Source organism: Bacillus sp. 522_BSPC (genome assembly GCF_001076885.1).
In the GTDB taxonomy this organism is placed as follows: Bacteria; Bacillota; Bacilli; order Bacillales; family Cytobacillaceae; genus Niallia; species Niallia hominis.
The window spans coordinates 1-21463 of sequence record NZ_JVDT01000018.1; the positions used below are offsets into that span (position 1 = coordinate 1).

Annotated in this window: 17 protein-coding genes and 1 other annotated feature; of the genes, 12 read left to right on the plus strand and 5 right to left on the minus strand. The window is 34.7% G+C overall.

Annotated features, from left to right (window positions below):
- Positions 1 to 47: 47 nt before the first annotated feature.
- Together ADJ83_RS01605 and ADJ83_RS01610 are read right to left on the minus strand one after the other, a co-directional pair.
- Positions 48 to 1013 carry an ABC transporter substrate-binding protein gene (locus tag ADJ83_RS01605; protein WP_031537068.1) on the minus strand — a complete coding sequence of 322 codons (966 nt, stop codon included), beginning with the start codon at positions 1011 to 1013 and terminating at the stop codon, positions 48 to 50.
- Positions 1014 to 1023: 10 nt separating this feature from the next.
- Complete coding sequence (locus ADJ83_RS01610; protein ID WP_031537069.1) at positions 1024 to 1773, minus strand: polysaccharide deacetylase family protein; 750 nt, start codon at positions 1771 to 1773, stop codon at positions 1024 to 1026.
- Between the two features lie 310 nt (positions 1774 to 2083).
- Between ADJ83_RS01610 and spoVID the strand changes: the two genes are divergently transcribed.
- The 5 genes from spoVID (at position 2084) to ADJ83_RS01640 (ending at position 11007) form a co-directional block, all read left to right on the plus strand.
- Positions 2084 to 3256, plus strand: a complete 1173-nt coding sequence (gene spoVID / locus ADJ83_RS01615) for a stage VI sporulation protein D (RefSeq protein ID WP_035416366.1) — start codon at positions 2084 to 2086, stop codon at positions 3254 to 3256.
- A 239-nt stretch (positions 3257 to 3495) separates the two neighbouring features.
- Positions 3496 to 4557 carry a spore coat protein YsxE gene (gene ysxE / locus ADJ83_RS01620; RefSeq protein ID WP_031537072.1) on the plus strand — a complete coding sequence of 354 codons (1062 nt, stop codon included), beginning with the start codon at positions 3496 to 3498 and terminating at the stop codon, positions 4555 to 4557.
- 161 nt (positions 4558 to 4718) lie between these two features.
- Positions 4719 to 4946: a binding site (T-box leader), on the plus strand.
- Positions 4947 to 5011: 65 nt separating this feature from the next.
- Complete coding sequence (locus ADJ83_RS01630; protein WP_031537075.1) at positions 5012 to 7657, plus strand: valine--tRNA ligase; 2646 nt, start codon at positions 5012 to 5014, stop codon at positions 7655 to 7657.
- 149 nt (positions 7658 to 7806) lie between these two features.
- A complete protein-coding gene (locus ADJ83_RS01635) occupies positions 7807 to 9108 on the plus strand; it encodes a bifunctional folylpolyglutamate synthase/dihydrofolate synthase (protein ID WP_031537077.1) in 1302 nt (433 codons plus the stop codon).
- A 183-nt stretch (positions 9109 to 9291) separates the two neighbouring features.
- Positions 9292 to 11007, plus strand: coding sequence for a sensor domain-containing diguanylate cyclase (locus ADJ83_RS01640; RefSeq protein ID WP_031537078.1), 1716 nt, complete (start codon positions 9292 to 9294; stop codon positions 11005 to 11007).
- 91 nt (positions 11008 to 11098) lie between these two features.
- Here the strand turns inward: ADJ83_RS01640 and ADJ83_RS01645 are convergent, their stop codons facing one another.
- Genes ADJ83_RS01645 through ADJ83_RS01655 form a run of 3 tightly spaced genes read right to left on the minus strand, consistent with a single transcriptional unit; the run spans position 11099 to position 13746 of the window.
- Positions 11099 to 12787 (minus strand): hypothetical protein, encoded by a 1689-nt coding sequence (locus tag ADJ83_RS01645; protein WP_031537079.1) that lies wholly within the window; start codon positions 12785 to 12787, stop codon positions 11099 to 11101.
- Positions 12788 to 12805: 18 nt separating this feature from the next.
- Complete coding sequence (locus ADJ83_RS01650) at positions 12806 to 13261, minus strand: PilW family protein (protein WP_031537080.1); 456 nt, start codon at positions 13259 to 13261, stop codon at positions 12806 to 12808.
- Positions 13262 to 13275: 14 nt separating this feature from the next.
- Positions 13276 to 13746, minus strand: a complete 471-nt coding sequence (locus ADJ83_RS01655; protein WP_031537081.1) for a type IV pilus modification PilV family protein — start codon at positions 13744 to 13746, stop codon at positions 13276 to 13278.
- A gap of 206 nt (positions 13747 to 13952) precedes the next feature.
- Between ADJ83_RS01655 and ADJ83_RS01660 the strand changes: the two genes are divergently transcribed.
- The 7 genes from ADJ83_RS01660 to ADJ83_RS01690 all read left to right on the plus strand — a co-directional run bounded on the left by ADJ83_RS01660 (position 13953) and on the right by ADJ83_RS01690 (position 21462).
- On the plus strand, positions 13953 to 14723 hold the full coding sequence (locus tag ADJ83_RS01660) for a hypothetical protein (protein WP_031537083.1): 771 nt from the start codon (positions 13953 to 13955) through the stop codon (positions 14721 to 14723).
- Between the two features lie 75 nt (positions 14724 to 14798).
- Positions 14799 to 16130, plus strand: a complete 1332-nt coding sequence (locus ADJ83_RS01665) for a VanW family protein (protein ID WP_031537084.1) — start codon at positions 14799 to 14801, stop codon at positions 16128 to 16130.
- A 69-nt stretch (positions 16131 to 16199) separates the two neighbouring features.
- Positions 16200 to 17855: a GspE/PulE family protein gene (locus tag ADJ83_RS01670; protein WP_031537085.1), complete on the plus strand. Its 1656-nt coding sequence runs from the start codon at positions 16200 to 16202 to the stop codon at positions 17853 to 17855.
- 11 nt (positions 17856 to 17866) lie between these two features.
- Positions 17867 to 18919 carry a type IV pilus twitching motility protein PilT gene (locus ADJ83_RS01675; protein ID WP_031537087.1) on the plus strand — a complete coding sequence of 351 codons (1053 nt, stop codon included), beginning with the start codon at positions 17867 to 17869 and terminating at the stop codon, positions 18917 to 18919.
- Entirely contained in the window at positions 18906 to 20117 is a 1212-nt protein-coding gene (locus tag ADJ83_RS01680; protein ID WP_031537088.1) for a type II secretion system F family protein, read from the plus strand. The genes ADJ83_RS01675 and ADJ83_RS01680 overlap by 14 nt, the downstream gene beginning before the upstream one ends.
- Positions 20118 to 20220: 103 nt before the next feature.
- Positions 20221 to 20700, plus strand: a complete 480-nt coding sequence (locus tag ADJ83_RS01685; RefSeq protein ID WP_031537089.1) for a competence type IV pilus major pilin ComGC — start codon at positions 20221 to 20223, stop codon at positions 20698 to 20700.
- A gap of 15 nt (positions 20701 to 20715) precedes the next feature.
- The gene (locus ADJ83_RS01690) at positions 20716 to 21462 is read left to right on the plus strand and encodes a prepilin peptidase (protein ID WP_031537090.1); all 747 of its coding nucleotides are present in this window, start codon (positions 20716 to 20718) and stop codon (positions 21460 to 21462) included.
- Position 21463 lies beyond the last annotated feature (1 nt).

Sequence of the window (21463 nt, forward strand, 5' to 3'; positions counted from 1 at the left end):
CGTCTTTAAAGATTAGTTATTTAGTTTTGTCCCAGCCTCTTTTTGGTTTAATTCGGTAACAATGTGAAGTCTGTTAAATCTTCATAAGAATAGTTTTTCGTAATTTGCCCTTTATCTTTCGTCCACTGAACAATCGAATCAAAGGTATCTTTTGAAACTATACTTGCATAAGGAAAGCTATCTTTTGTTGATAAATAGTTGCTCATTGCATCTGGGAATTGATATTTAGTTAATATATCTCCATATTCTTCCGCCTTCGTATTATTCATATAGTCAATTGCTTGATTATACGCTTTATAAAAAGCTTTGATGTCCGCTGATTTGGTTGAAATCATTTCATCTGAAAAAAGAATCGTCCCTCCTTTAATTCCTGCATCTGTTGAGCTACCTAAAAGGTGAGCTCCCTGGCTAACTAGCATACTAGCCTGTGGTTCTGTAAATACAACTCCATCTACTTTGTCTGCCATCAGCGCTTCTGCACGACCAGAAAAAGAAGGGATTTCCACGATATTATAGGTGAAGTCTTCTTTAGCTGCGAAATCATCCATAATATATTCCAAGATAAAGTTCGGCACTAACGAAACATTTTTCCCATTTAAATCTTTCATCTCTGTAATTCCTGAATTAGGAGAGGAGAGGATTTTAAAATCTTCACTTATATCGGAAGTAATCTTCATATTAATTCCATTTTCCATAAATGCTGCCGCTGTCATCACATCAGCGATTGTACCATCTAGTTCATTCGCTTGAATTGCAACATTTCGATCTGTTGGCGAAGAAAAGGATTTTATGGATACGTCTATTCCTTCTTCGTCAAAGTATCCATTTTCCTCTGCTAAAATAATAGGTATCGCCGATTCTGCCGGCAATATTCCGATGGTTAGCTCTTCTCCAGATGTTTTTTCTGTGTTGCTGTTTTCGTTTTTATCTGTTTCGGTTGTAGCAGTCTTTCCACAAGCAGCAGAAAGTAAAACAAATACGATTAATAAGGATAGCGTCATTATTTTTTTCATCTTTTTTCTCCTAATTTGTAATGATTTTTTTGAATGTCTCTAATTCCATTAAATAGGGAATAGCATTTCTTTTTAATAAAAGTGGATCATTTTTTCTATCATTGTGACCATTTTCACAAGTGAAGGCGAGTTTAAACGCTTTTTCTCTTAAAGTTAAAACATTGGATTCGTTAAATAGTCCAAATGGATAGGCGAATACATTTTTATGCTCGATTAGTGAATGGTTATTACATTCATCTAAGTCTTTAGCAAAGTCTTCTTTACTAGATGTCATTAATAAACTTTCTGTTTCACTTGTTCGGACATGCATACAATGAGTGTGGTTGGCATATTCAAAAACATCAGCCATTTCCTTTAAATCGTTTATGGATAAGCAGACAGATTTTTCTTTTTCAAATTGTCTTTTACTATCATGCAGCCACCCTGTTACAACAAAAGCTGTTGCATGAAATTGGTATTTTTTTAGAATTGGATACGCATATTCCTTTATGGATTGAAAGCAATCATCAAAAGTAAGTAATACAGATTTCTCCGGTAAAGGACCTCCTTCGTAATATGCTTTTACTTCATTTAGAGTTAAAGGGTGAAAACCATTGATAAATAAATACTCCATTTGCTGTTCAAATTTTTCAAGTGTTATGAAAAGTGGAGAAGGCAAGAAATCTTTATAATTTTGCTTTACATCGATTGGATGCTGTTCGGTTGCATGAAAATCTTCTTCTTTTCTTATTTCGTGATACATTAGCACGGGAAAAGTCATAATAGATCCTCCTTTTTAGATAAAAAATCTAAATTGGTCTACATTTCCAATTTAAATAATTTTGATAACTTGTAAAATCTGCTTTTATTATATAAAACCTTTACTAAAAAAAGGGCTAGAAAAAGCAATTAGTTTTAACAATTTGGTGTATGAATTCTGAAAAATAAGATTAATCAAGTGGAAATAGTCTATTTTCCTCTATTGTTAAGACAAACAAATGAAAGAAATATTCATAAAGTGTTACAGACAATCATAAGTTTTTAAAGACAATAGTGATATATACGTGAAAGGAATGAGAGGAGGAGTCGCTTTGTCTCAAGAAAATTCGTCTATTTTGCGGTTTTCGTTGGAAGAGTCCGTCTGGTTTCAAAAAGGACAGGAAGTAGAGGATCTGCTTTCCATTTCACTTGATCCCAATATAACAATCCAAGAGAACGATCAGTATATTATCATTCAAGGCTCTTTAGAGTTAAGTGGTGAATACAAGCGCTTTAATGAAGGGGAACAAGAAGAAGAGGAGGCTTTTAAGGCTCCTAAATTAATTCATTCAATAATGGAAAGAGAGGAAGGAGTGTGTGAATTTTTACACCATTTTCCGGTGGATATTACCATGCCCCTTTCGAGAGTCACTAGTCTTGAAGATGTTGAAATTGAGATTGATACTTTTGATTATGTCTTCCCGGAAAGAAGCTGTTTGAATTTGACAGCAGATTTAACTATTTCAGGTCTTGCTTCTGAAGAAGAAGAGAGTGATGAAGAAGAGAGTGTTGAAGAAGAGAATGTAGAAGAAGAACTAGAATTAGCTTGGCGAGGTTCAGTGGATGAGGATGAAAATGGAAATGAATCAATAGAAGAACCTATTGAAATAGCTGTTAGTCCATTTCAAAATGTCAGTCCACTTTTAGAAGAACAGCGTGAAGAGAAGGCAGAAGACGATGATTTGTATTCCCCATTCGAACTTGAGGTTAGAAAGTCACCAGAAGAAGAGGATGATTGGGGTACGAATGAAAATGCTAAAGTACCTTATTTTTCTGAGGAAACTAGAGAAGAAGAGATTACCTCTTCAGAACCTGAGATGAAGGTTTCTTTATTCAGAGGTGAGGAAAATGTCTATTCTGCAGAAGATGTATTTAAAAAGCCACAACAAGAATCTTCATCTGAATCGAAGCAGGAAGAACTTTTACTGGAAGAAGAGAAATTAGAAGAATCATCATCTTCTCCTAATGAAGAACCAAAAAAGAAAAAAGGGCTATTTAGTAAAACAAAATCTCTAACCTTTACAGAATTTTTTGCTAGAAAAGAAGAAGAGAAGCATACAAAAGTGAAAGTTTGTATTGTTCAGCAAGGCGATACATTAGAAAAGTTAAGTAATCGTTATAATGTCAATATCCATACATTATTGAAAGAAAATAGAATGGAAGCAAATCAAGATGTTTATGAAGGGCAAGTTTTATATATACCAGGAAATTTCGTAGAGAAATAAGAACAATAAACTGGAGCAGGCAGGAGGTTTTTCCTGCTTGACTGTTTTCTTTTTGCTTTGTTCAATCGTTTTTTGAGGGGGAAAATCGATTAAAGGGTTAAAGAGTAAATAGATTATTTTAAGAGCTTGGTAGTATTCGATCTTGACACTTTGGTAAATGCCCGAATTATATAGCTAACCATCTATAGAAAATAAGAAAAGGATGGGAGTTTTCACTTGATAAGAAAGTGTGGGCGGATATGAATGAAAAAAATATATTAAACAAATATTCACCTATCTTAAAATCATACGCAGTAGTACCGAATTTTGTTGAAGAGTTTGGCAAAGTTGCCAAAATATATAGCAATAAAGGTACTTTTGCGTTAAAACGAATTGATCCTCATAATGGGGCTGATTTTACACGTCATATAAGAATGCTGTATCAAAAAGGGTATAATCGAATTGTGCCAATATATCCAGCGGTGGATGGAAGATATGCGATTCTTTATGACAATCAATTGTATTATTTAATGCCTTGGCTGCCAAATGAAGAAAGAGAAACATATTTCAAGAAACATCAACAAATGTTTCGAGAGCTAGCAAGGCTCCATATTTTAAGTTCTAAAGAAGTAAAAATTGAAAAGGAAGATCGACAAGAGCATTTTGAGAATACACAATTAGAAATGGAGAAAGAACAAGAGTTTCTAGCTGGTTTTATTGAGCAATGTGAAAATAAAGAATATATGTCACCGTTTGAGTTAATGTTTTGTATGTATTATCATGACATTCGGCAGGCTTTGATTTATTCAGAGACTAAATTGAAGGAATGGTATGAGGAAACGAAAGAGGATGAAAAGGCAAGAGTCGCCATTATCCACGGGAAAATATCACCAGAACATTTTCTTTATGATGATAGAGGGTATGGCTACTTTACTAATTTTGAAAATGCTAGATATGGATCGGCAAGCCATGACCTGCTTCCGTTTCTGTCCCGTTCCTTGAGGACAGCACCTAAGCAAAATGAGGACTGTATTGAGTGGCTTTATACGTATTTCAATCATAATCCTTTAAAATATGATGAAATGCTGTTGTTTTTAAGTTATTTGGCTCATCCAGGACCAGTTCTTCGTATTTGTGAGAAATATATGAAAGCAGATAAGAAAGCGATCAATGAACGCAAATATGCACAAAAACTACTTAAACAATATTGGCTTTTAAAAAATACAGAATATGTTGTGATGCGAGTAGATGAAATAGAAAGACAAAAGAAAGCACAGCAAGAAGCGGCAGAACAAGCGGAACAAGCAGAGACTCAGGATTAAAATCTTGGGTCTCTGCTTGTTCCTAAATTTGTAACGATCTTTTCCCAGGCACATATATTAAAGATAAACAAAAAATAGATAGGAATAAAATGAAAAAAAATCGGCAATCCTTATTGACGAGAATTAGTTTTTTTCGGTAGTATAGCATATATAAATAAATTATTAAGGCAATGACGGGGAGTAGTACAATGTACGTTGTTTCAAAGAGAGGAAATCATCTGCTGCGAGATTTCTATTCAACCCATTGGAAGGTAGCCCTCGAGCTTCTTTTGCGAACGGTGTGCTTATTAGTAAAAGACGGACAGTATCCGATATCATCTTTGAAAGAGCCAGCACTTTTTGTGTTGGAAAAAAGGTGGTACCGCGAACAAACTCCATTCGTCCTTTTCAGACGAGTGGAGTTTTTTTATTTGCTTTAAAAAGGACAAAGGAACAAGATTAGGAGGAAATTAGGATGGAAATGAAAGAAATCTCCATGCCGACAAAGTATGATCCAGCAAGTATTGAAAAGGGTCGCTATGATTGGTGGTTAGAAGGCAAGTTTTTTGAGGCGAAGCCAGATGAAGGGAAAAATCCTTATACAATCGTAATTCCGCCTCCAAATGTAACAGGTAAATTGCATTTAGGGCATGCATGGGATACAACATTACAAGATATTTTAACAAGAATGAAAAGAATGCAAGGCTATGATGTATTATGGTTACCTGGTATGGACCATGCAGGTATTGCAACACAAGCAAAGGTAGAAGAAAAGCTTCGTGCCCAAAAGATTAGCAGATATGATCTTGGCCGTGAAAAATTTGTAGAAGAAACATGGAAATGGAAAGAGGAATATGCAAGCCATATTCGTGCACAATGGTCTAAATTAGGATTAGGCTTAGATTATTCTAGAGAAAGATTTACGCTTGATGAAGGTCTTTCAAAAGCAGTTCGCGAGGTGTTTGTTTCTTTATACAAGAAAGGGCTTATCTACCGCGGCGAATATATTATTAACTGGGACCCAGCTACCAAAACAGCTCTTTCTGATATTGAAGTAATTTACAAGGATGTACAAGGTGCATTCTATCATATGAAATATCCTTTAGCAGATGGAACTGGTTATATTGAAGTAGCAACAACTCGCCCAGAAACGATGCTAGGCGATTCAGGTGTTGCTGTCCATCCGAAAGATGAAAGATACCAACATCTAATTGGCAAGAAAGTAATTTTGCCAATAGTAGGTAGAGAGATTCCGATTGTTGCAGATGATTATGTGGAAATGGATTTCGGTTCAGGTGCTGTTAAAATGACTCCTGCCCATGACCCAAATGATTTCGAAGTTGGTAATCGTCATAATCTAGAAAGAATTCTTGTAATGCATGAAGACGGCACAATGAATGAGCGTGCAGGAAAATATGAGGGAATGGATCGTTTCGAATGTCGTAAACAAATCGTAAAAGATTTACAGGAAATGGGCGTACTATTCAAAATTGAAGAGCATATGCATTCAGTTGGACACTCAGAGCGAAGCGGTGCTGTAGTAGAGCCATATCTATCTACTCAATGGTTTGTTAAAATGCAGCCATTGGCTGATGAAGCAATTGCATTACAAGGTAAAGAAGAAGAAAAAGTAAACTTTGTGCCAAATCGTTTTGAAAACACTTATATGCGCTGGATGGAAAATATTCGCGATTGGTGTATTTCTCGTCAGCTTTGGTGGGGGCATCGTATTCCTGCTTGGTATCATAAAGAAACAGGAGAAATCTATGTAAACCATGAAGCGCCGGCAGATATTGAAAATTGGACGCAGGATACAGATGTATTAGATACATGGTTCAGTTCAGCGTTATGGCCATTCTCTACATTAAATTGGCCAAATACAGAGGCAGAGGACTATAAGCGTTATTATCCTACTGCTGCATTAGTAACTGGATATGACATTATTTTCTTCTGGGTATCTCGTATGATTTTCCAAGGGATAGAATTTACTGGAGAGAGACCATTTAAAGATGTACTGATCCATGGACTTGTTCGTGATGAGCAAGGACGCAAGATGAGTAAATCTTTAGGAAATGGTGTAGATCCAATGGATGTTATTGCTAAGTACGGTGCAGACTCCTTACGCTATTTCTTATCAACAGGAAGCTCACCAGGTCAAGATTTGCGCTTCAGCATTGAAAAGGTTGAATCAACTTGGAACTTTGCAAATAAAATTTGGAATGCTTCCCGCTTTGCATTAATGAATATGGATGGTTTAGCTTATGATGAAATTGATTTATCAGGCGAAAAATCAGTGGCAGATAAGTGGATCTTAACGAGATTAAATGAAACAATTGAAACAGTAACACGTCTATCTGATCGCTATGAGTTTGGAGAAGTAGGAAGAGTTCTTTATAACTTTATCTGGGATGATTTCTGTGACTGGTATATTGAGATGGCGAAGCTTCCATTATATGGTGAAGATGAAGCGGCTAAATTGACAACTCGCTCGATTTTAGCGTATGTTCTTGATAATACAATGCGCTTATTACATCCATTTATGCCATTCATCACAGAAGAAATCTGGCAAAACCTTCCGCATGCTGGCGAATCGATTACCATTGCGAAATGGCCAAAGGTAAATCCTGCGTTTACAGATGAGAAGGCTGCTAATGATATGAAATTGCTTGTGGAGATTATCCGTTCTGTTCGTAATAGCCGTGCGGAAGTTAATACACCAATGAGCAAGAAAATCAGTATTTTATTAAAAGCTAAAGATGAAGAGGTAAAAGCTACGCTCCTTGAAAATAAATCTTTTATTGAGCGTTTCTGTAATCCAGAAACATTAAGTATCGATACAGATATTGCTGTTCCGGATAAAGCGATGACAGCTGTAGTAACAGGTGTTGAAATCATTCTTCCTTTAGAAGGTTTAATTAATATGGAAGAAGAAATCGCTCGATTAAATAAAGAGCTAGAGAAATGGAATAAAGAAGTAGAACGTGTTCAAAAGAAATTAAGCAATGAAGGCTTCGTGAAAAAAGCGCCAGAAAAGGTGATTAACGAAGAAAAAGCAAAAGAGAAAGACTATTTAGAAAAGCGTGCAGCAGTAGAAGCACGTATAAATGAATTAAAAGGTTAATTTCATAGTAGAACGAAGGGTGTCTCCACTATCCAAACCTTTGAGGCACCCTTCTTCTATGGATGAAGCAGTTACTTTTTAAGATGATACTGGATAAAGGTAAGTATAGATGATCATAACAATCATTATTCATAAAAGAGGGTGTAGCAATGTTTCATAGTTATGAAGAAGCATTAAATTGGATTCATTCTCGTTTGCGTTTTGGAATAAAGCCTGGGTTAACTAGAATGGAAATGATGATGGAAAAGCTAAATCATCCAGAAAAACAGATAAAAACAGTTCATATAGGTGGAACAAATGGAAAAGGGTCTACCGTTACTTATTTAAGAAATATTCTTCAACAAGCAGGATTATCAGTTGGAACCTTTACATCTCCTTACATAGAACAATTCAATGAGAGAATCAGTGTGAATGGAAAACCAATTAGCGACGAAGAAATTCTCACATTAGCAAATAAATTGCATCCGATTGTGGAAGAAATGGACAAAATGGAAATTGGCGGTCCAACCGAATTTGAAATCATTACTGCAATGTCTTTCTACTATTTTGCTTATATGCATAAAATGGATATCGTTATATATGAGGTGGGATTAGGAGGTCGATTCGATTCAACCAATATCATCTCCCCGCTACTTTCTATCATTACAAGTATCGGCTTAGACCATACAGCAATATTAGGGGACACTTATGAACAAATTGCATTTGAGAAAGCTGGAATTATAAAAAAGGACACCCCTATTATTGCGGCTGTTAAACAAAAAGAGGCGCAAGCTGTCATTGTAAAACAGGCTAATAAGATGGAAGCACCAATTTACTTATTGGATAAAGATTTTACGATAGCTGGCTATCATTCGAAGTCTACAACGGAATCTTTTAACTTAATGTCTCCATTTTTTAAATGGGAGGATTTGCAAATAACAATGTTTGGAAAGCATCAAATAGAAAATGCATCATTAGCAGTAATAGTTGCCGAGCATTTACGTGACCAATTTGTTTCTATTAATGATGAAAGTATTAGAAAGGGCTTATTACTGTCTCGATGGCCAGGAAGATTTGAGATTATTTCAGAAGAACCCCTAGTAGTATTAGATGGTGCACATAATGAAGAAGGAATAGAGGCATTAGTGGATGTATTAGTAAATCGCTATAAAGGGAAGAAGAAAAAAATTATTTTTGCAGCACTCTCTGATAAAAAAACAGATAAAATGATCACTAAACTTGATCAAGTTGCTTCAACGATTACCTTTGTAACATTTGACTATCCAAGAGCTGCCGATTGCCGCACATTATATAAAGAAAGTAACCATCCATTCAAGTACCAAAACACTGACTGGAAAAAAGCAATTCTTGAACATATGGAAAACATTGAAAAGGATGAGATGCTCCTTATAACTGGGTCCTTGTATTTTATTTCAGAAGTTAAGACATTTTGGAAAAATTTCAAGAAATAACTATATCAAAAAAAATATCTAGATTATTAGGAAAGAAAAGGGTAGTATATATTTATCAGGTTTGAAATGTGGGAATTTTAAGAATATGGTAAAATATTCTCTATTTAACGATATATTATAACAAAATGAATACCTATTATACTTGCAATACGAATATATTGGTTCAAAAGAAGGGGGAAGAGAATGGTAAAACCAAGCTATAAAAAAATAATATGGGCAGTTTGGATATTCCTTCTCCCTTTTGGTCTATGGTTCTCTCATAATATCTATCCTCCGCAAATTCGGGGGAATGAATGGGAGATTCTTGCATTTCTAATATTTATGACAGTTGTGGCGAGTATGCCAATGATCATAAATGGTACGCCGGTATTTTTCTTACAGTGGGCGACATTATCTGTTTTTCTAATATTCGGATTATTTTTTGAAATTATCCTCGTTCAAATTGCGTTAATAGCAGTATTATATCAAGCGAAGTTGGATAAAAAGACACTTTTTCGTTTGCCTATGAATTCAATCATGTTTTTTCTTGTCTCTTTTTTTAGTGGAATTATCTACTATAGTTTTGGAGGAAAACATGGATTCGATTTAGCTTTCAATTTCCATTTATTTGTCTTGATAAGTCTGTATCTTGTTTCCTATTTGTTGCTTAATACGTTGGGAATCTTTTTGATAGACCGTTTTATCTATAAAAGAAAAGAGCGTTTCATTAAAAAGGATTTAATATGGGAAATATTTACAACGATTATTACCTATCCAGTAGGTATTGCGTTATATATTATGTATCAATATGTTGGGCTTGCTGCATTACTTCTAATAGGTGTGCCTTTTATAAGCCTATCGCTCATTTTAAAGCTGTATCATTCAAGTCAAACTGCCAATGACTATTTAAGAAAAACAGCAGAAATTGGACATCAACTTTCTCAAAACTTGTATGTGAATGAAACCGTTGAGTTTTTTATTGAAAAGCTATATGAGTTATTTAAAGTTGATTTTGTGTTTATCCATCAAGTAAATGCTAATAATCAATTAGAAATGATTTCGCGTGTGGAGCAACAGGAAAAGCTACCAATTTTTTCTGAAGTGATGCATGAAAACGAAGGCATATGTGGTCGAGTGTTAGCCTCCCAAAAATCAAGTGTATTTCATTCTAAGCAAGATTGGCAGAATGTAAATAAGGGCTATATGCCTGAAGGAATTCAAAGTGTATTATGCATGCCGCTCATTAAAAATAAAAATGTGATTGGTGTATTATTATTGGGAAGTAAAAAAAAGAAGGCATTTGCCAATATAAAATTAATGGTATTGGATCTTTTATGTACCCAATTTGCCATTGCGCTAGAAAATGCAAAGTACTTTGAGCAAACAAAGGAAAATAGTGAGAAATGTGCTTTAACCAAGCTGTATAATTACCGCTATTTCGAAAAGCTATTAAGTGACCAGTTCAAGGAGCTTAATGAGGAGAAATTGGACAATCTTGCGCTGATTATGCTAGATATTGATCATTTTAAATCGATAAATGATCAATATGGTCATCAGGCAGGAAATGAAATTTTAAAAGCTTTTGCTAAAAGAATTCAAAAGCTTATTGGTGACCACGGAATTGTTGCTAGATACGGAGGAGAAGAGTTTGTGATTCTTCTGACCAATATTGCAAAAAAAGAAGCGCTTGATCTAGCTGAGTTTATCCGCAAGATGATTGCATCTAGACCCTTTGTTATAAAACAAAATATAGACGATTCAAAAAAAATAAAAAAAGTAAATATTACAGCTTCTTTAGGTTTAGCTTATGCTCCTGAAGATGCCGATGAGTCGTTGGCATTGATTCGACATGCAGATAGAGCATTATACGTGGGAGCAAAAAGAGCAGGGCGTAACCGTGTTGGCAGTTATGTGAAATGACTGGAATAAAAAAAGAAAAAGGAAGAATTTTAAATAATCTTCCTTTTTTCTTTACATACATATTTATTAAAATAGGGAAGATTCTCTGAAATTAATAATTATAATCGACATTAATTTCACTATCCTCTACTCGTAAATCATTGGCAATCGCTGGTATATAAACAGTTTCTGGTGCAGTACTTCCTCCATCATTTTCATCCCCATCGCTAAATCCACTATTACAATTCGTTGCAAAATTAGTAGGATTCGTGTCAATTTTACTTCTATTGTTGTTATTTGTATCAGAAGATATTGCCGAAGCATATACTTTGCCATTTCCATTTAGATTAAAGTTTCCAGGGTTACTTATAGTGCCTCTTACGCATATTTTTGAATCATTGCCCATATTTATATTGTTAATTGTCCCATCACCGCCAATATAAATAGCTGTTTTTGAGGGGTTATTTATAGTAGAAATGGTTGCATTCCCTAAAATACTAATTATACTATTATCTCCAGGGTTATTAATATGATTGATAGTTGCTGTTCCTTTTATTGAAAGAACTGTATTACTAAAGGAACTATTTATATTATCGATCTCTGCTGTGCCGCCAATTGAAATAATGCTATCAGATGTATTATTCCAATTTTTGCTTTCAAAATTACCTTTTACTTCTAATTTGGTCTTTGTGAAGCTATTTCCATTTCTAAAGGTAGCTTTCCCACCAACATAAATAGAGGAGTCAATTGTACTGATGTTTTCGAAAGTTCCATCCTTTGCTACTTCAATAATTGAATTATTTAAGGAACTGTTTAAATTGTTAAATTTCGCCTCTCCACCTACATGAATTTTAATTGAAGAAATCCCATTTATATTACCAGTGGAATAGAAATCATTAGTTGTATATATTGTTGAATCAGTAAACTGATTAATATTGGACATTGTTAAAGTACCATTCGTTTTTAAAATTGCACTATTAGTAATGCTTGTATTGTTGGTTATCGTTGTGTTTTTGTTATATTGACACTTGCTTGAAAATTGATTTGGAAATTCACCCTCACTCCCGCAAGCTGTCAATACTCCAGGATCTTGAACATCGTTCCCAGTCAAACCTGTCTTTACAGTGGCTTGGTCATCTGAAGTGTCAGTGTTGCCCTCACTAGTACCATCTCCTGTTTCTGTACTAGCTTCTGTTTCCAATACAATAGGATCAAGTTTTATCGGAATGGTAAAGACCGATGATAATGTGATTTCTTTATCCCCATCGATTCCTTTACTATCAAATGTATAGGTAATCCCATCCTGATTACTAGTTTGCTTTATATTTGAAATAATAAAAGAGCTCCCCGCCGAACTATCAACAGAAACAGCTACGTTTTGAAAAAAGTTACGATTTATTGTTTCTAGTTCCGTTTTTATTTTCTCCATATATTGATTGGAAGCAATTGCAGTTAATTTATTAAAATAATCTACTTTATTGATTTCTGCTTCTGTAGTTTCCTTATTATTAGCTGTAATTTTTCCGAATGTGTCACTTATTTGTTTTGAAATCGATTGATTGATACTATCCTTAAAAGCACTATTTGCTTTTACTTCGCTACTTTTATTGTATAAGGCTGTTTTATAATAGGTGATTCCCATCTCGGCAATGGAAACAGCTTGTGCATTATCTTCTGTTATCGTAATCTGTTTAGAATTAGTAATCGATACACCAACAATGGAGATATAAAGAATACTAAAGACGGATATAAGGACAAGAATCAATATAAGTGTATTTCCTTTTTCGTTAAAATAACGCAATGACAAATTCCCTCCTTTCTATTTTAATCGTGATAAGGTTGCGGTTGTTTGATAGGTTTGGTTTTCCTTATCTTTGCTCGTAATTTTAATGGTTAGGATGACATCCTCTTTGAGAGGATTAACAGTAAATGCATTAGGAATATAGGTATTATTTGTTCCATTTTTATTCATCAATTCATATCGGAATTTTTTATTCTGAAAGGTAATCTTTTGCTTCCCATCCACCGTAATATACGATGCATTTGGATTTTGATCAAATGTAATAGAATACGAATCAGAGGTTTGATGTATTTTTGTCATACTTGAAACCATATAGTTCGCTTCTTGTTGTAATAAGGTTTTATCATTGACTACTTTCGAGAAGTGAATTCCTTGAAAAAAGAACTGATAGATAAGGACTAGCACAATCGAACCGAGTGCAATAGAAACTAGCAATTCAATTAAAGTAAATCCTCTTTCGTTTTGAATCGTCATCTTTTTTCTCCCTTTTATTTTTTCGTAATATATCCGTATATATTGCTGTTTAATTTATCTTGTTCATCAAAAACGTCAATGCGTATTTTATAAAGCGTATTTGCTCCCTTTAATGTTTCCTCCCGATAATATAGATAAAGATGAATAAAATAGTTATTTTCTTTAAAGATTAATTCTATAGCATCTGAATTTCTGTTTATATTTGTTAATAATGGCAAATTGTTTGCATTTATTGAAGCTGATGGATTATCTGTTAGATTAATCAATTGTTTATATAAAGTACTTTCACTATTTTGTGCTTGGACTAACCAACTCTTTGCTAGTGTAACACTTGTTAACCTCTCATCTGTCTTCTTATTAAAGGAAGATACTTGAGGGAAAAAAGTGAGAAAGGACGTAATGAGAATACTTAACAAAACAATCGAAACTAAAATTTCTATTAATGAAATGCCTTTATCATTTTGTATGAAACGCTTAAACGGCATGCTTTTGCCTCCACTCCTAAATGGAAAATTTAAAAGAGAAAGAATAAGAAAAATATTATGTGAAACTATTGACCTATTCTTTTAAAATAATTGATTCTATTATACAATACATAGGATAAGAAAAAACGAAAAGTTGTAGGACTAAATGCATTGGAAAATAAATAAACTCTAGTTTGTTCTTACTATTTAGAATAGTGGTGATTAAAATGCAAGTATTATTAATCTCTATCGTTTGTTTACTAATTATTACAATAATTTTTGTTGTTTTTCCTTCTAGTATGACAATCAAGGGAAGATTTGTAGTGGTTGTGGTTGCTTTTGTGCTATCAAATATCGGCTTGGCTGTTCAATATTTATATGAGAATTATATGATTAGTTTAGGTAGTCTGTTGCTTTTAGTTTTGATGCTACCTTTATTAATGCAAAAAAGCGCTCGTTTTTTCTTTAAAGAAGAAATACATAGTGAATACATTACAACGTATACGGCAAAAGACATGAATAAGCAGAATATAGAATTAGAAGAAGAGCTGTTAATTATGGATAAAGGGAAGCCTGCATTAAAAAAAGAGGGGAAAATAACATCTAACACAATAGTGGAAGAAGTAGAACAATCCGAACGAAAACCTATTAAGGAAGAAGAATTTCCGCCCATTAAAGTGGACAACAACTTTAGTGTAATGGTTTCTTCAGAGGAAACAGAGAATGTAAATAAGCAAGAAGAGGAAAAGGATTGGGTCTATGCTACATTAAATACTACCGAGGCTCATCCAAAAGAGGATTATTGGAAAAATGATAATGTAATGGTCAGGGAAAACTCGATTGAAGCTTTTTTAAAAGAATTAAATGCTAATAAAGATAATGATAAAGAGGAAGAACAACTAGAGGAAATAGAAGAAAAGCCAAACAGACGATATTTAGAGAGGTTAGAAAAAATTAGAATTTTAGACAACAGTAATTTACCAAAAGATAAGGATTAAGTATTTGATCTGAAAAATTTAAGTGCAAACAAAAGGAGTCTCTAAAGCCGTTTTTTTAGAAAGGTAGAATACAGAATGGATAAAAAAACTTTCACTTTATTTATTAGGCTTTTTATAGCAACATTTTTCCTTTTTGGAGGCACCAGTTTAGGTGTTTACGCCTTTCAGAAGGCAGATAAAGAAGAGCTTTACCCCATAAATACAAGTGTAGCTGGGATAAGCATTGGAGGATTAACAGAATTAGAGGCAAAAAATATGCTTGAAAATCATCTTATTGGTTGGAAAGCCAATGCTATATATGAGTTTCAATATAAAGAAAAAACGGTTCAGATAAGTAATGATATATTTGTCTTTGATGTAGAAGAAACACTAAAGAATATAACGGAAAACAGTGCAAATGATTTTGTTGTAAATGTAAGGGAAGAAGTTTTACAAACGGAATTGGAACAGTATAATTCGTTTTCTATGGAAGATATCGATATTGATCTTTTCAAATCAGCATTATTAGAAGCTGCATCCATTCTTCAAGTAGATAAGAAAATAGCTGTAGAAGAATACTTTGCCTCCTATGTTTCCGGCAAAGATTTGTTAAATACCGTCGAAATGACAGTGCCTGATCAAATAGAAGAATTGGAATCCGTTATTCCAACTATTAAAGAAATCACTATATTACCAAAAACAACTTTTTCTTTATTAGGATTATTAGAGGATGTAAATCAGAAAGGCGCAAAGGATGAAACGGTAAGTATACTAGCAACAGGTATTTATCAATTAGTTCTTCAAACCAATTTTGACATAAGAGAGCGTACAATAAGCAAGGAGCTTCCTGATTATGTAGATGTTGGTTATGAAGCGAAAGCAAGCTTTCGTAGTCAACTAGATTTACGCTTTACTAATCCAAATGAACATGCTTATCTTATCGCTCTTAAGGTAGAGGAGAATCAATTAATCCTTCAATTAAAGGGGCAAGAATTTCCGAACCGTTATGAGATTGTTATAGAGGAGAAGGAAGAATATGAACCAAAAACAATTGTCCAATTTGATTCTTTGCTTGAGGGCGATCAGGTAAAGGTTAAACAGGAAGGGAAAAATGGTATCTCTGTTGGTGTCATCAAAGAAGTACTGGATAAAAACGGAGATCAGGTAAAAAGAGAATCAATCGCTACGGACTATTATCCACCTATTTATAGGGTAGAAGTTCGAGGATTGCCAAATAACAAGGACATAGAGCAAACAGATAGTATGGAAGATGGCGAAGAGGCACCAATAGAGGAAGATTTAAATGATCCTGCAATAGAAGAATCCACAATGGACGAAGAGAATAATCCAAATCAAGAAATCGATCAGGAAAAGGAAGATGATGATCTAAACGATTCGATAGATGATGACCAAATTATTGAAAAATAGCCAAGTAACATCCATTAAGGAAAATATCGTTTTTCATACATAATACCAAATAGGTAAAGGAAGATGATAATGAAGAATACTCGTAAACGACTAGGGGATTTATTAATAGAGGCTAATCTGATAACACAAGAGCAATTAGACGAGACATTGGCTAGAAAAAGTTCTAATCAAAAGCTTGGAGATGCGTTACTTAAAGAGGGATTAATCACGGAACAGCAGCTTATAGAAGTGCTGGAATTTCAGCTAGGAATTCCTCATATTAGTTTATATCGGTATCCTTTTGAGCAAAATCTTTTTTCACTCGTACCAAAGGAAACAGCCAAAAGAAATATTCTTATTCCTTTAAAAATTGAGGGAGATAAACTTTTTGTTGCGATGGCGGATCCTATGGATTATTTTGCCATTGACGACCTTCGCCTAACGACTGGATTTCAAATTGAGCCGGCAATAGCAACAAGAGATGATATTATTCGGGCCATTAATAAATACTATGATGTGGATGATGAGTTTAAAGAATTGCTTTTCCCTGTGGAACAAGAGGAAGAAGTTGATTTAGATGTTGTTCAAGATTCTCCCATTATTAGGCTAGTCAATCAGCTAATAACAAATGCTATTCATGCAAAAGCAAGTGATATTCATATTGATCCCCATGAAACAAAGGTAACGATTCGTTATCGGATTGATGGAGTTCTTCGCACAGAAAGAATTTTGCCAAAGCATATGCAAAGTGTTTTGATTGCCCGGATAAAAATATTGGCTAATCTGGATATTACCGAATATCGTCTACCACAGGACGGCAGAATTAAGTTTAATCTGGAATTGCACCCAGTAGATTTGCGCATTTCCTCCATCCCGACTGTATATGGGGAAAAAATTGTAATGCGGATACTTGACTTAGGGAGTGCTTTAAATGACATTACAAAGCTTGGATTTCATCCCTACAATCTCCAATTATTTAATAAAATGCTTAAGAAGCCGAATGGGATTGTGTTGATAACAGGTCCAACAGGATCAGGTAAATCATCCACTTTATATGCAGCATTAAATCAGTTGAATAATGAGGAAGTCAATATTTTAACAATTGAAGATCCAGTAGAATTTCAATTGGAAGGGATTAATCAAATTCAAGTAAATGTAAATACAGGCATGGACTTTGCAGTTGGTTTGCGTTCTATTTTAAGGCAGGATCCAAATATTATCATGGTCGGAGAAATTCGTGATAAGGATACAGTAGAAGTGGCTATTCGCGCTTCCTTAACTGGTCATTTAGTGCTCAGTACTCTTCATACGAATGATTCTATAGGAACGATTACCCGCTTAATTGATATGGGAGTAGAGCCATTCTTAGTAGCATCTTCTTTAAATGGAATCGTTGCACAGCGATTAGTAAGAAAAGTATGTCGAGATTGCAAAAGAGAAGAAGCGGCTACCAAAAGAGAAATAGAGATTTTTGCAAGAAGAGGTATGTCTATTGAGCATATTGTTCGCGGTAAAGGATGTTCTTCTTGCAATATGACAGGTTATCGCGGCCGAATCGCGATTCATGAGGTCCTAGTTATGAATGAAGAGATAAGAAAATTGATCATGAACGGAGAATCTTTTCTAAAGGTAAGAGAGCAAGCAGAAAAGGATAAAACCGTGTTTTTAATTGATGATGGGTTATTAAAAGTGAAACAAGGGATTACAACAACGGAAGAAGTACTAAGAGTCGTTCTTCCTGAATAGAGGGGAATATCTTGAAAGAGAAATTAGATGAGATTTTGAAGACTGCTTATGTAAATCGAGCTTCTGATGTTCATTTAACGGTAGGGATACCGCCTGTTATCCGCATAAATGGAGAATTGAAAAGGATTGGTGAAAAAAGCTTGGTGAAAGCTGAAACAGAAGGAATGGCAAAGGAAATTGCTCCTGAAACGTTATGGGAAACTTTTTTAGAAAAAGGGGAATTAGATTTCTCCTATGAAATAAAGGGTCTTTCTCGCTTCAGAGTCAATATCTTTAAACAGCGTGGACAAGTATCCATTGCCTTGAGAATTGTGCCAACAGCCATTCCGACGATTGAACAGCTTGGTATGCCAGCTATACTACGTAAAATAGCGGAAAAACAACAAGGTCTTGTACTTGTAACAGGTCCTACTGGTAGCGGGAAATCGACCACTTTAGCAGCAATGATTCGGTATTTAAATGAGACATCCCATAAGCATATTATTACTCTTGAAGATCCAATTGAATATTATCATTCACATGGAATGTCGATTATTGACCAACGAGAGGTTGGCTTTGATACAAATAATTTTGCAAATGGGCTGCGTGCTGCATTAAGGCAAGATCCAGATGTAATCTTAGTAGGGGAAATGCGAGATTTAGAAACGATTCAAACTGCAATTACTGCAGCGGAAACGGGTCATCTCGTATTGGGAACATTACACACCTCTGGAGCACCAGCAACAATAAATAGAATAATTGATGTGTTTCCACCAGAACAACAGCAACAAATTAGAATTCAATTAGCTTCTGTGTTAGTTTCGGTTGTGTCTCAGCGCCTTTTCCCGACAGCCAATAAAAGAGGCAGAGTTGTTGCTTTGGAGATTCTCCTAAACAATTCAGCAGTGGCTAATTTGATTCGTAATGAGAAGATACATCAAATCATGAATATTATGCAAACATCCAAATCACAAGGAATGGTAACATTAGAAAATAGCATTAAAGAGCTTGTTCAATTTGGGCATATTCATCAAGATTTAGCTGCGCAATATTTACAGGAGTTGTCAATTAATGGCTCGATTTAAGTATACCGGGAGAACGATACAAGGAAAACGAGAGGGAAGCATTAATGCATCATCAAAGCGTGAGGCATTATTTTCACTAAGGGAACAAGGTATTCGAGTTACAGAAATAATGGAAGTCAAAGAATCATTCTTTACAAAGGATATTGTCATTGGCAATCCTGTGAAATTGCAGGATATGGTCATTTATTTACGACAGTTTGCAACGCTTTTGTCTGCAGGAATTTCCATTATCGATTCCACAAGAATACTTGCAGAGCAAACCTCAAGTAAAGTACTACGAAAGGTTTTAAAAGCAGTGGAAGAGGATTTAAGGGAAGGAAATCCTCTGTCTAATGCTGCAGAAAAGCACAGGAGAGTATTTTCGCCAATGTTCATCAATATGGTTCGAGCTGGAGAAGCGAGTGGTAATATGGATGAAACACTTGAACGATTAGCTATCCATTACGAAAGACAGCATTTTACAAAACAAAAGATTATTTCTGCACTTGCTTATCCGGCAGCTGTTGGATTACTTTCTATGTTTGTTGTCGTCTTTTTGTTAATTTATGTTGTGCCAATTTTTGTTGGAATGTTTGCTAGTTTAGGCGGAAAATTGCCGTTCATTACCCAATTTGTGCTAGATGCAAGTGCTTTTGTCCAATCTTACTGGTGGTTAATTGCGTTTGTGGTGATACTAATTACGATTGTGTTTATACTGCTTCGAAATAATGAAACGTCTAAATATTATTTGGATTATGGGGTATTAAGGATGCCGGTTATTGGGAAGCTACTACAGAAGGCAGAACTAGCAAAAATGACACGTACACTAAGCTCGTTATTTTCTAGTTCTGTCCCAATATTGCAAGCATTAACCATTGTTGAATCAGTAGTAGAAAATAAAGTAATTGCAGAAGTGGTGCATAAATCCCATGCTGCATTGGAAAATGGTCAGTCGCTGATTGAGCCTATGAAAAAGCACTGGGCCTTTCCCCCTTTGATTACCCAAATGATTGCCATTGGGGAGGAGACAGGCTCCTTAGACCTCATGCTTGGGAAAGTTGCTGACTTTTATGAAAAAGAAGTGGAAGTTAGTACAGATCGGCTAAAAGCCATTTTGGAACCTTTATTAATTGTTCTTTTAGCTGGCCTTGTTGGGGTTATCGTTTCCGCGCTGATGATACCAATGTTTGAAATTTTTAACCAAGTGGATAATTACTAAGAAAAATATGTAATATTCCAAAAAAATAATTCTTCCTTTTAAAAAGAGAATCTGCTAAAGTACTACTTAGAATAGTAAAAAAGTACTAGGGAGGCAATAAAAAATGAAAAAAATAATAAATCGTATAAAAAATCAAAAAGGTTTAACGTTAATTGAGCTATTAGCAGTTGTCGTTATTCTTGGAATTATTGCAGCAATCGCTGTTCCGAGTGTTGGGAAAATAATCGACAACACAAAGAAAGATGCTCATGTGGCAAACGCACAGCAAATGATTAATTCTGCTAAATTGGCTGTATCGGCTGATACTGGGTTGTTGCCGAGTTCGGGTTCGAAGATTATCACCATGGCTTATTTAGAGGAACAGGGTTATTTAGATGTAGTGAAAGATCCAGATGGTGGAGAATATGAGAAAGGCACTTCTGAAACTGATGATACTGGTTCTTATGTGAAAATTACAAAAGGTACGGAAGGTAAATACAGTTATACTGTTAAATTAGTTGGTAGTGAACGACAAATAGACGAAACAGCAGAAGCAGAATTAGCTAGGGATGAAGTTGAACCTATAACTGAAGCCAATCAATAAGCTCGGTAAATAATAATGCTATTCCTAATCTTCCTATACGGACTCCTATTCGGCTCCTTCTTTAACGTAGTCGGTCTAAGAGTCCCTGTCAATCAGTCGATTGTTGCCCCGCGGTCAGCCTGTCCAAAATGTGGACATACTTTAAGCTGGTATGAATTAATACCTGTATTATCTTATATTTTTCAAAAGGGGAAATGCGGTCAGTGTAAGACAGCAATTTCCCCAATTTACCCGATTGTCGAATTGATAACCGGTCTTTTGTTTATTTTGGCACCTGTTAAATTAGGATGGTCAACTGAACTTTTTGTTGCCTGGACACTTATCTCCTTGCTTATGATTATATTGGTGTCCGATCTTGCTTATATGATCATTCCAGATAAGGTATTGATTGTATTTTCCATCCTCCTTATTATAGAAAAAATATTCATTCCCCAAAATTCTTGGGCTTTCTCTATTTCAGGGGCAGCTGTTGGCTTTTTCTTATTGTTATTCCTTGCAGTTATTAGTAAAGGTGGCATGGGCGGCGGAGATATCAAACTGTTTGCAGTCATTGGCTTTGTCCTTGGTCCGAAATTAGTTTTACTAGCTTTTTTCCTTGCTTCCTTATTTGGTGCTTTAATTGGTATAATTGGAATGTTATTAAAGCAATTTAAGAAGAGGGAGCCAATTCCGTTTGGTCCATATATTGTTTTAGGCACGCTTATCGCCTATTTTTATGGATTGGAGTTACTAGATTTTTACTTTCAACTTCTTAACATATAAG

Bases quoted from the DNA above. Each gene is read 5' to 3' on its own strand.
- ADJ83_RS01605 (WP_031537068.1), bottom strand. From the start codon at position 1,013: ATGAAAAAAATAATGACGCTATCCTTATTAATCGTATTTGTTTTACTT.
- ysxE (WP_031537072.1), top strand. From the start codon at position 3,496: ATGAATGAAAAAAATATATTAAACAAATATTCACCTATCTTAAAATCA.
- ADJ83_RS01610 (WP_031537069.1), bottom strand. From the start codon at position 1,773: ATGACTTTTCCCGTGCTAATGTATCACGAAATAAGAAAAGAAGAAGAT.
- ADJ83_RS01690 (WP_031537090.1), top strand. From the start codon at position 20,716: ATGCTATTCCTAATCTTCCTATACGGACTCCTATTCGGCTCCTTCTTT.
- ADJ83_RS01635 (WP_031537077.1), top strand. From the start codon at position 7,807: ATGTTTCATAGTTATGAAGAAGCATTAAATTGGATTCATTCTCGTTTG.
- ADJ83_RS01655 (WP_031537081.1), bottom strand. From the start codon at position 13,746: ATGCCGTTTAAGCGTTTCATACAAAATGATAAAGGCATTTCATTAATA.
- ADJ83_RS01640 (WP_031537078.1), top strand. From the start codon at position 9,292: ATGGTAAAACCAAGCTATAAAAAAATAATATGGGCAGTTTGGATATTC.
- ADJ83_RS01660 (WP_031537083.1), top strand. From the start codon at position 13,953: ATGCAAGTATTATTAATCTCTATCGTTTGTTTACTAATTATTACAATA.
- ADJ83_RS01665 (WP_031537084.1), top strand. From the start codon at position 14,799: ATGGATAAAAAAACTTTCACTTTATTTATTAGGCTTTTTATAGCAACA.
- ADJ83_RS01685 (WP_031537089.1), top strand. From the start codon at position 20,221: ATGAAAAAAATAATAAATCGTATAAAAAATCAAAAAGGTTTAACGTTA.
- ADJ83_RS01650 (WP_031537080.1), bottom strand. From the start codon at position 13,261: ATGACGATTCAAAACGAAAGAGGATTTACTTTAATTGAATTGCTAGTT.
- ADJ83_RS01630 (WP_031537075.1), top strand. From the start codon at position 5,012: ATGGAAATGAAAGAAATCTCCATGCCGACAAAGTATGATCCAGCAAGT.
- ADJ83_RS01680 (WP_031537088.1), top strand. From the start codon at position 18,906: ATGGCTCGATTTAAGTATACCGGGAGAACGATACAAGGAAAACGAGAG.
- ADJ83_RS01670 (WP_031537085.1), top strand. From the start codon at position 16,200: ATGAAGAATACTCGTAAACGACTAGGGGATTTATTAATAGAGGCTAAT.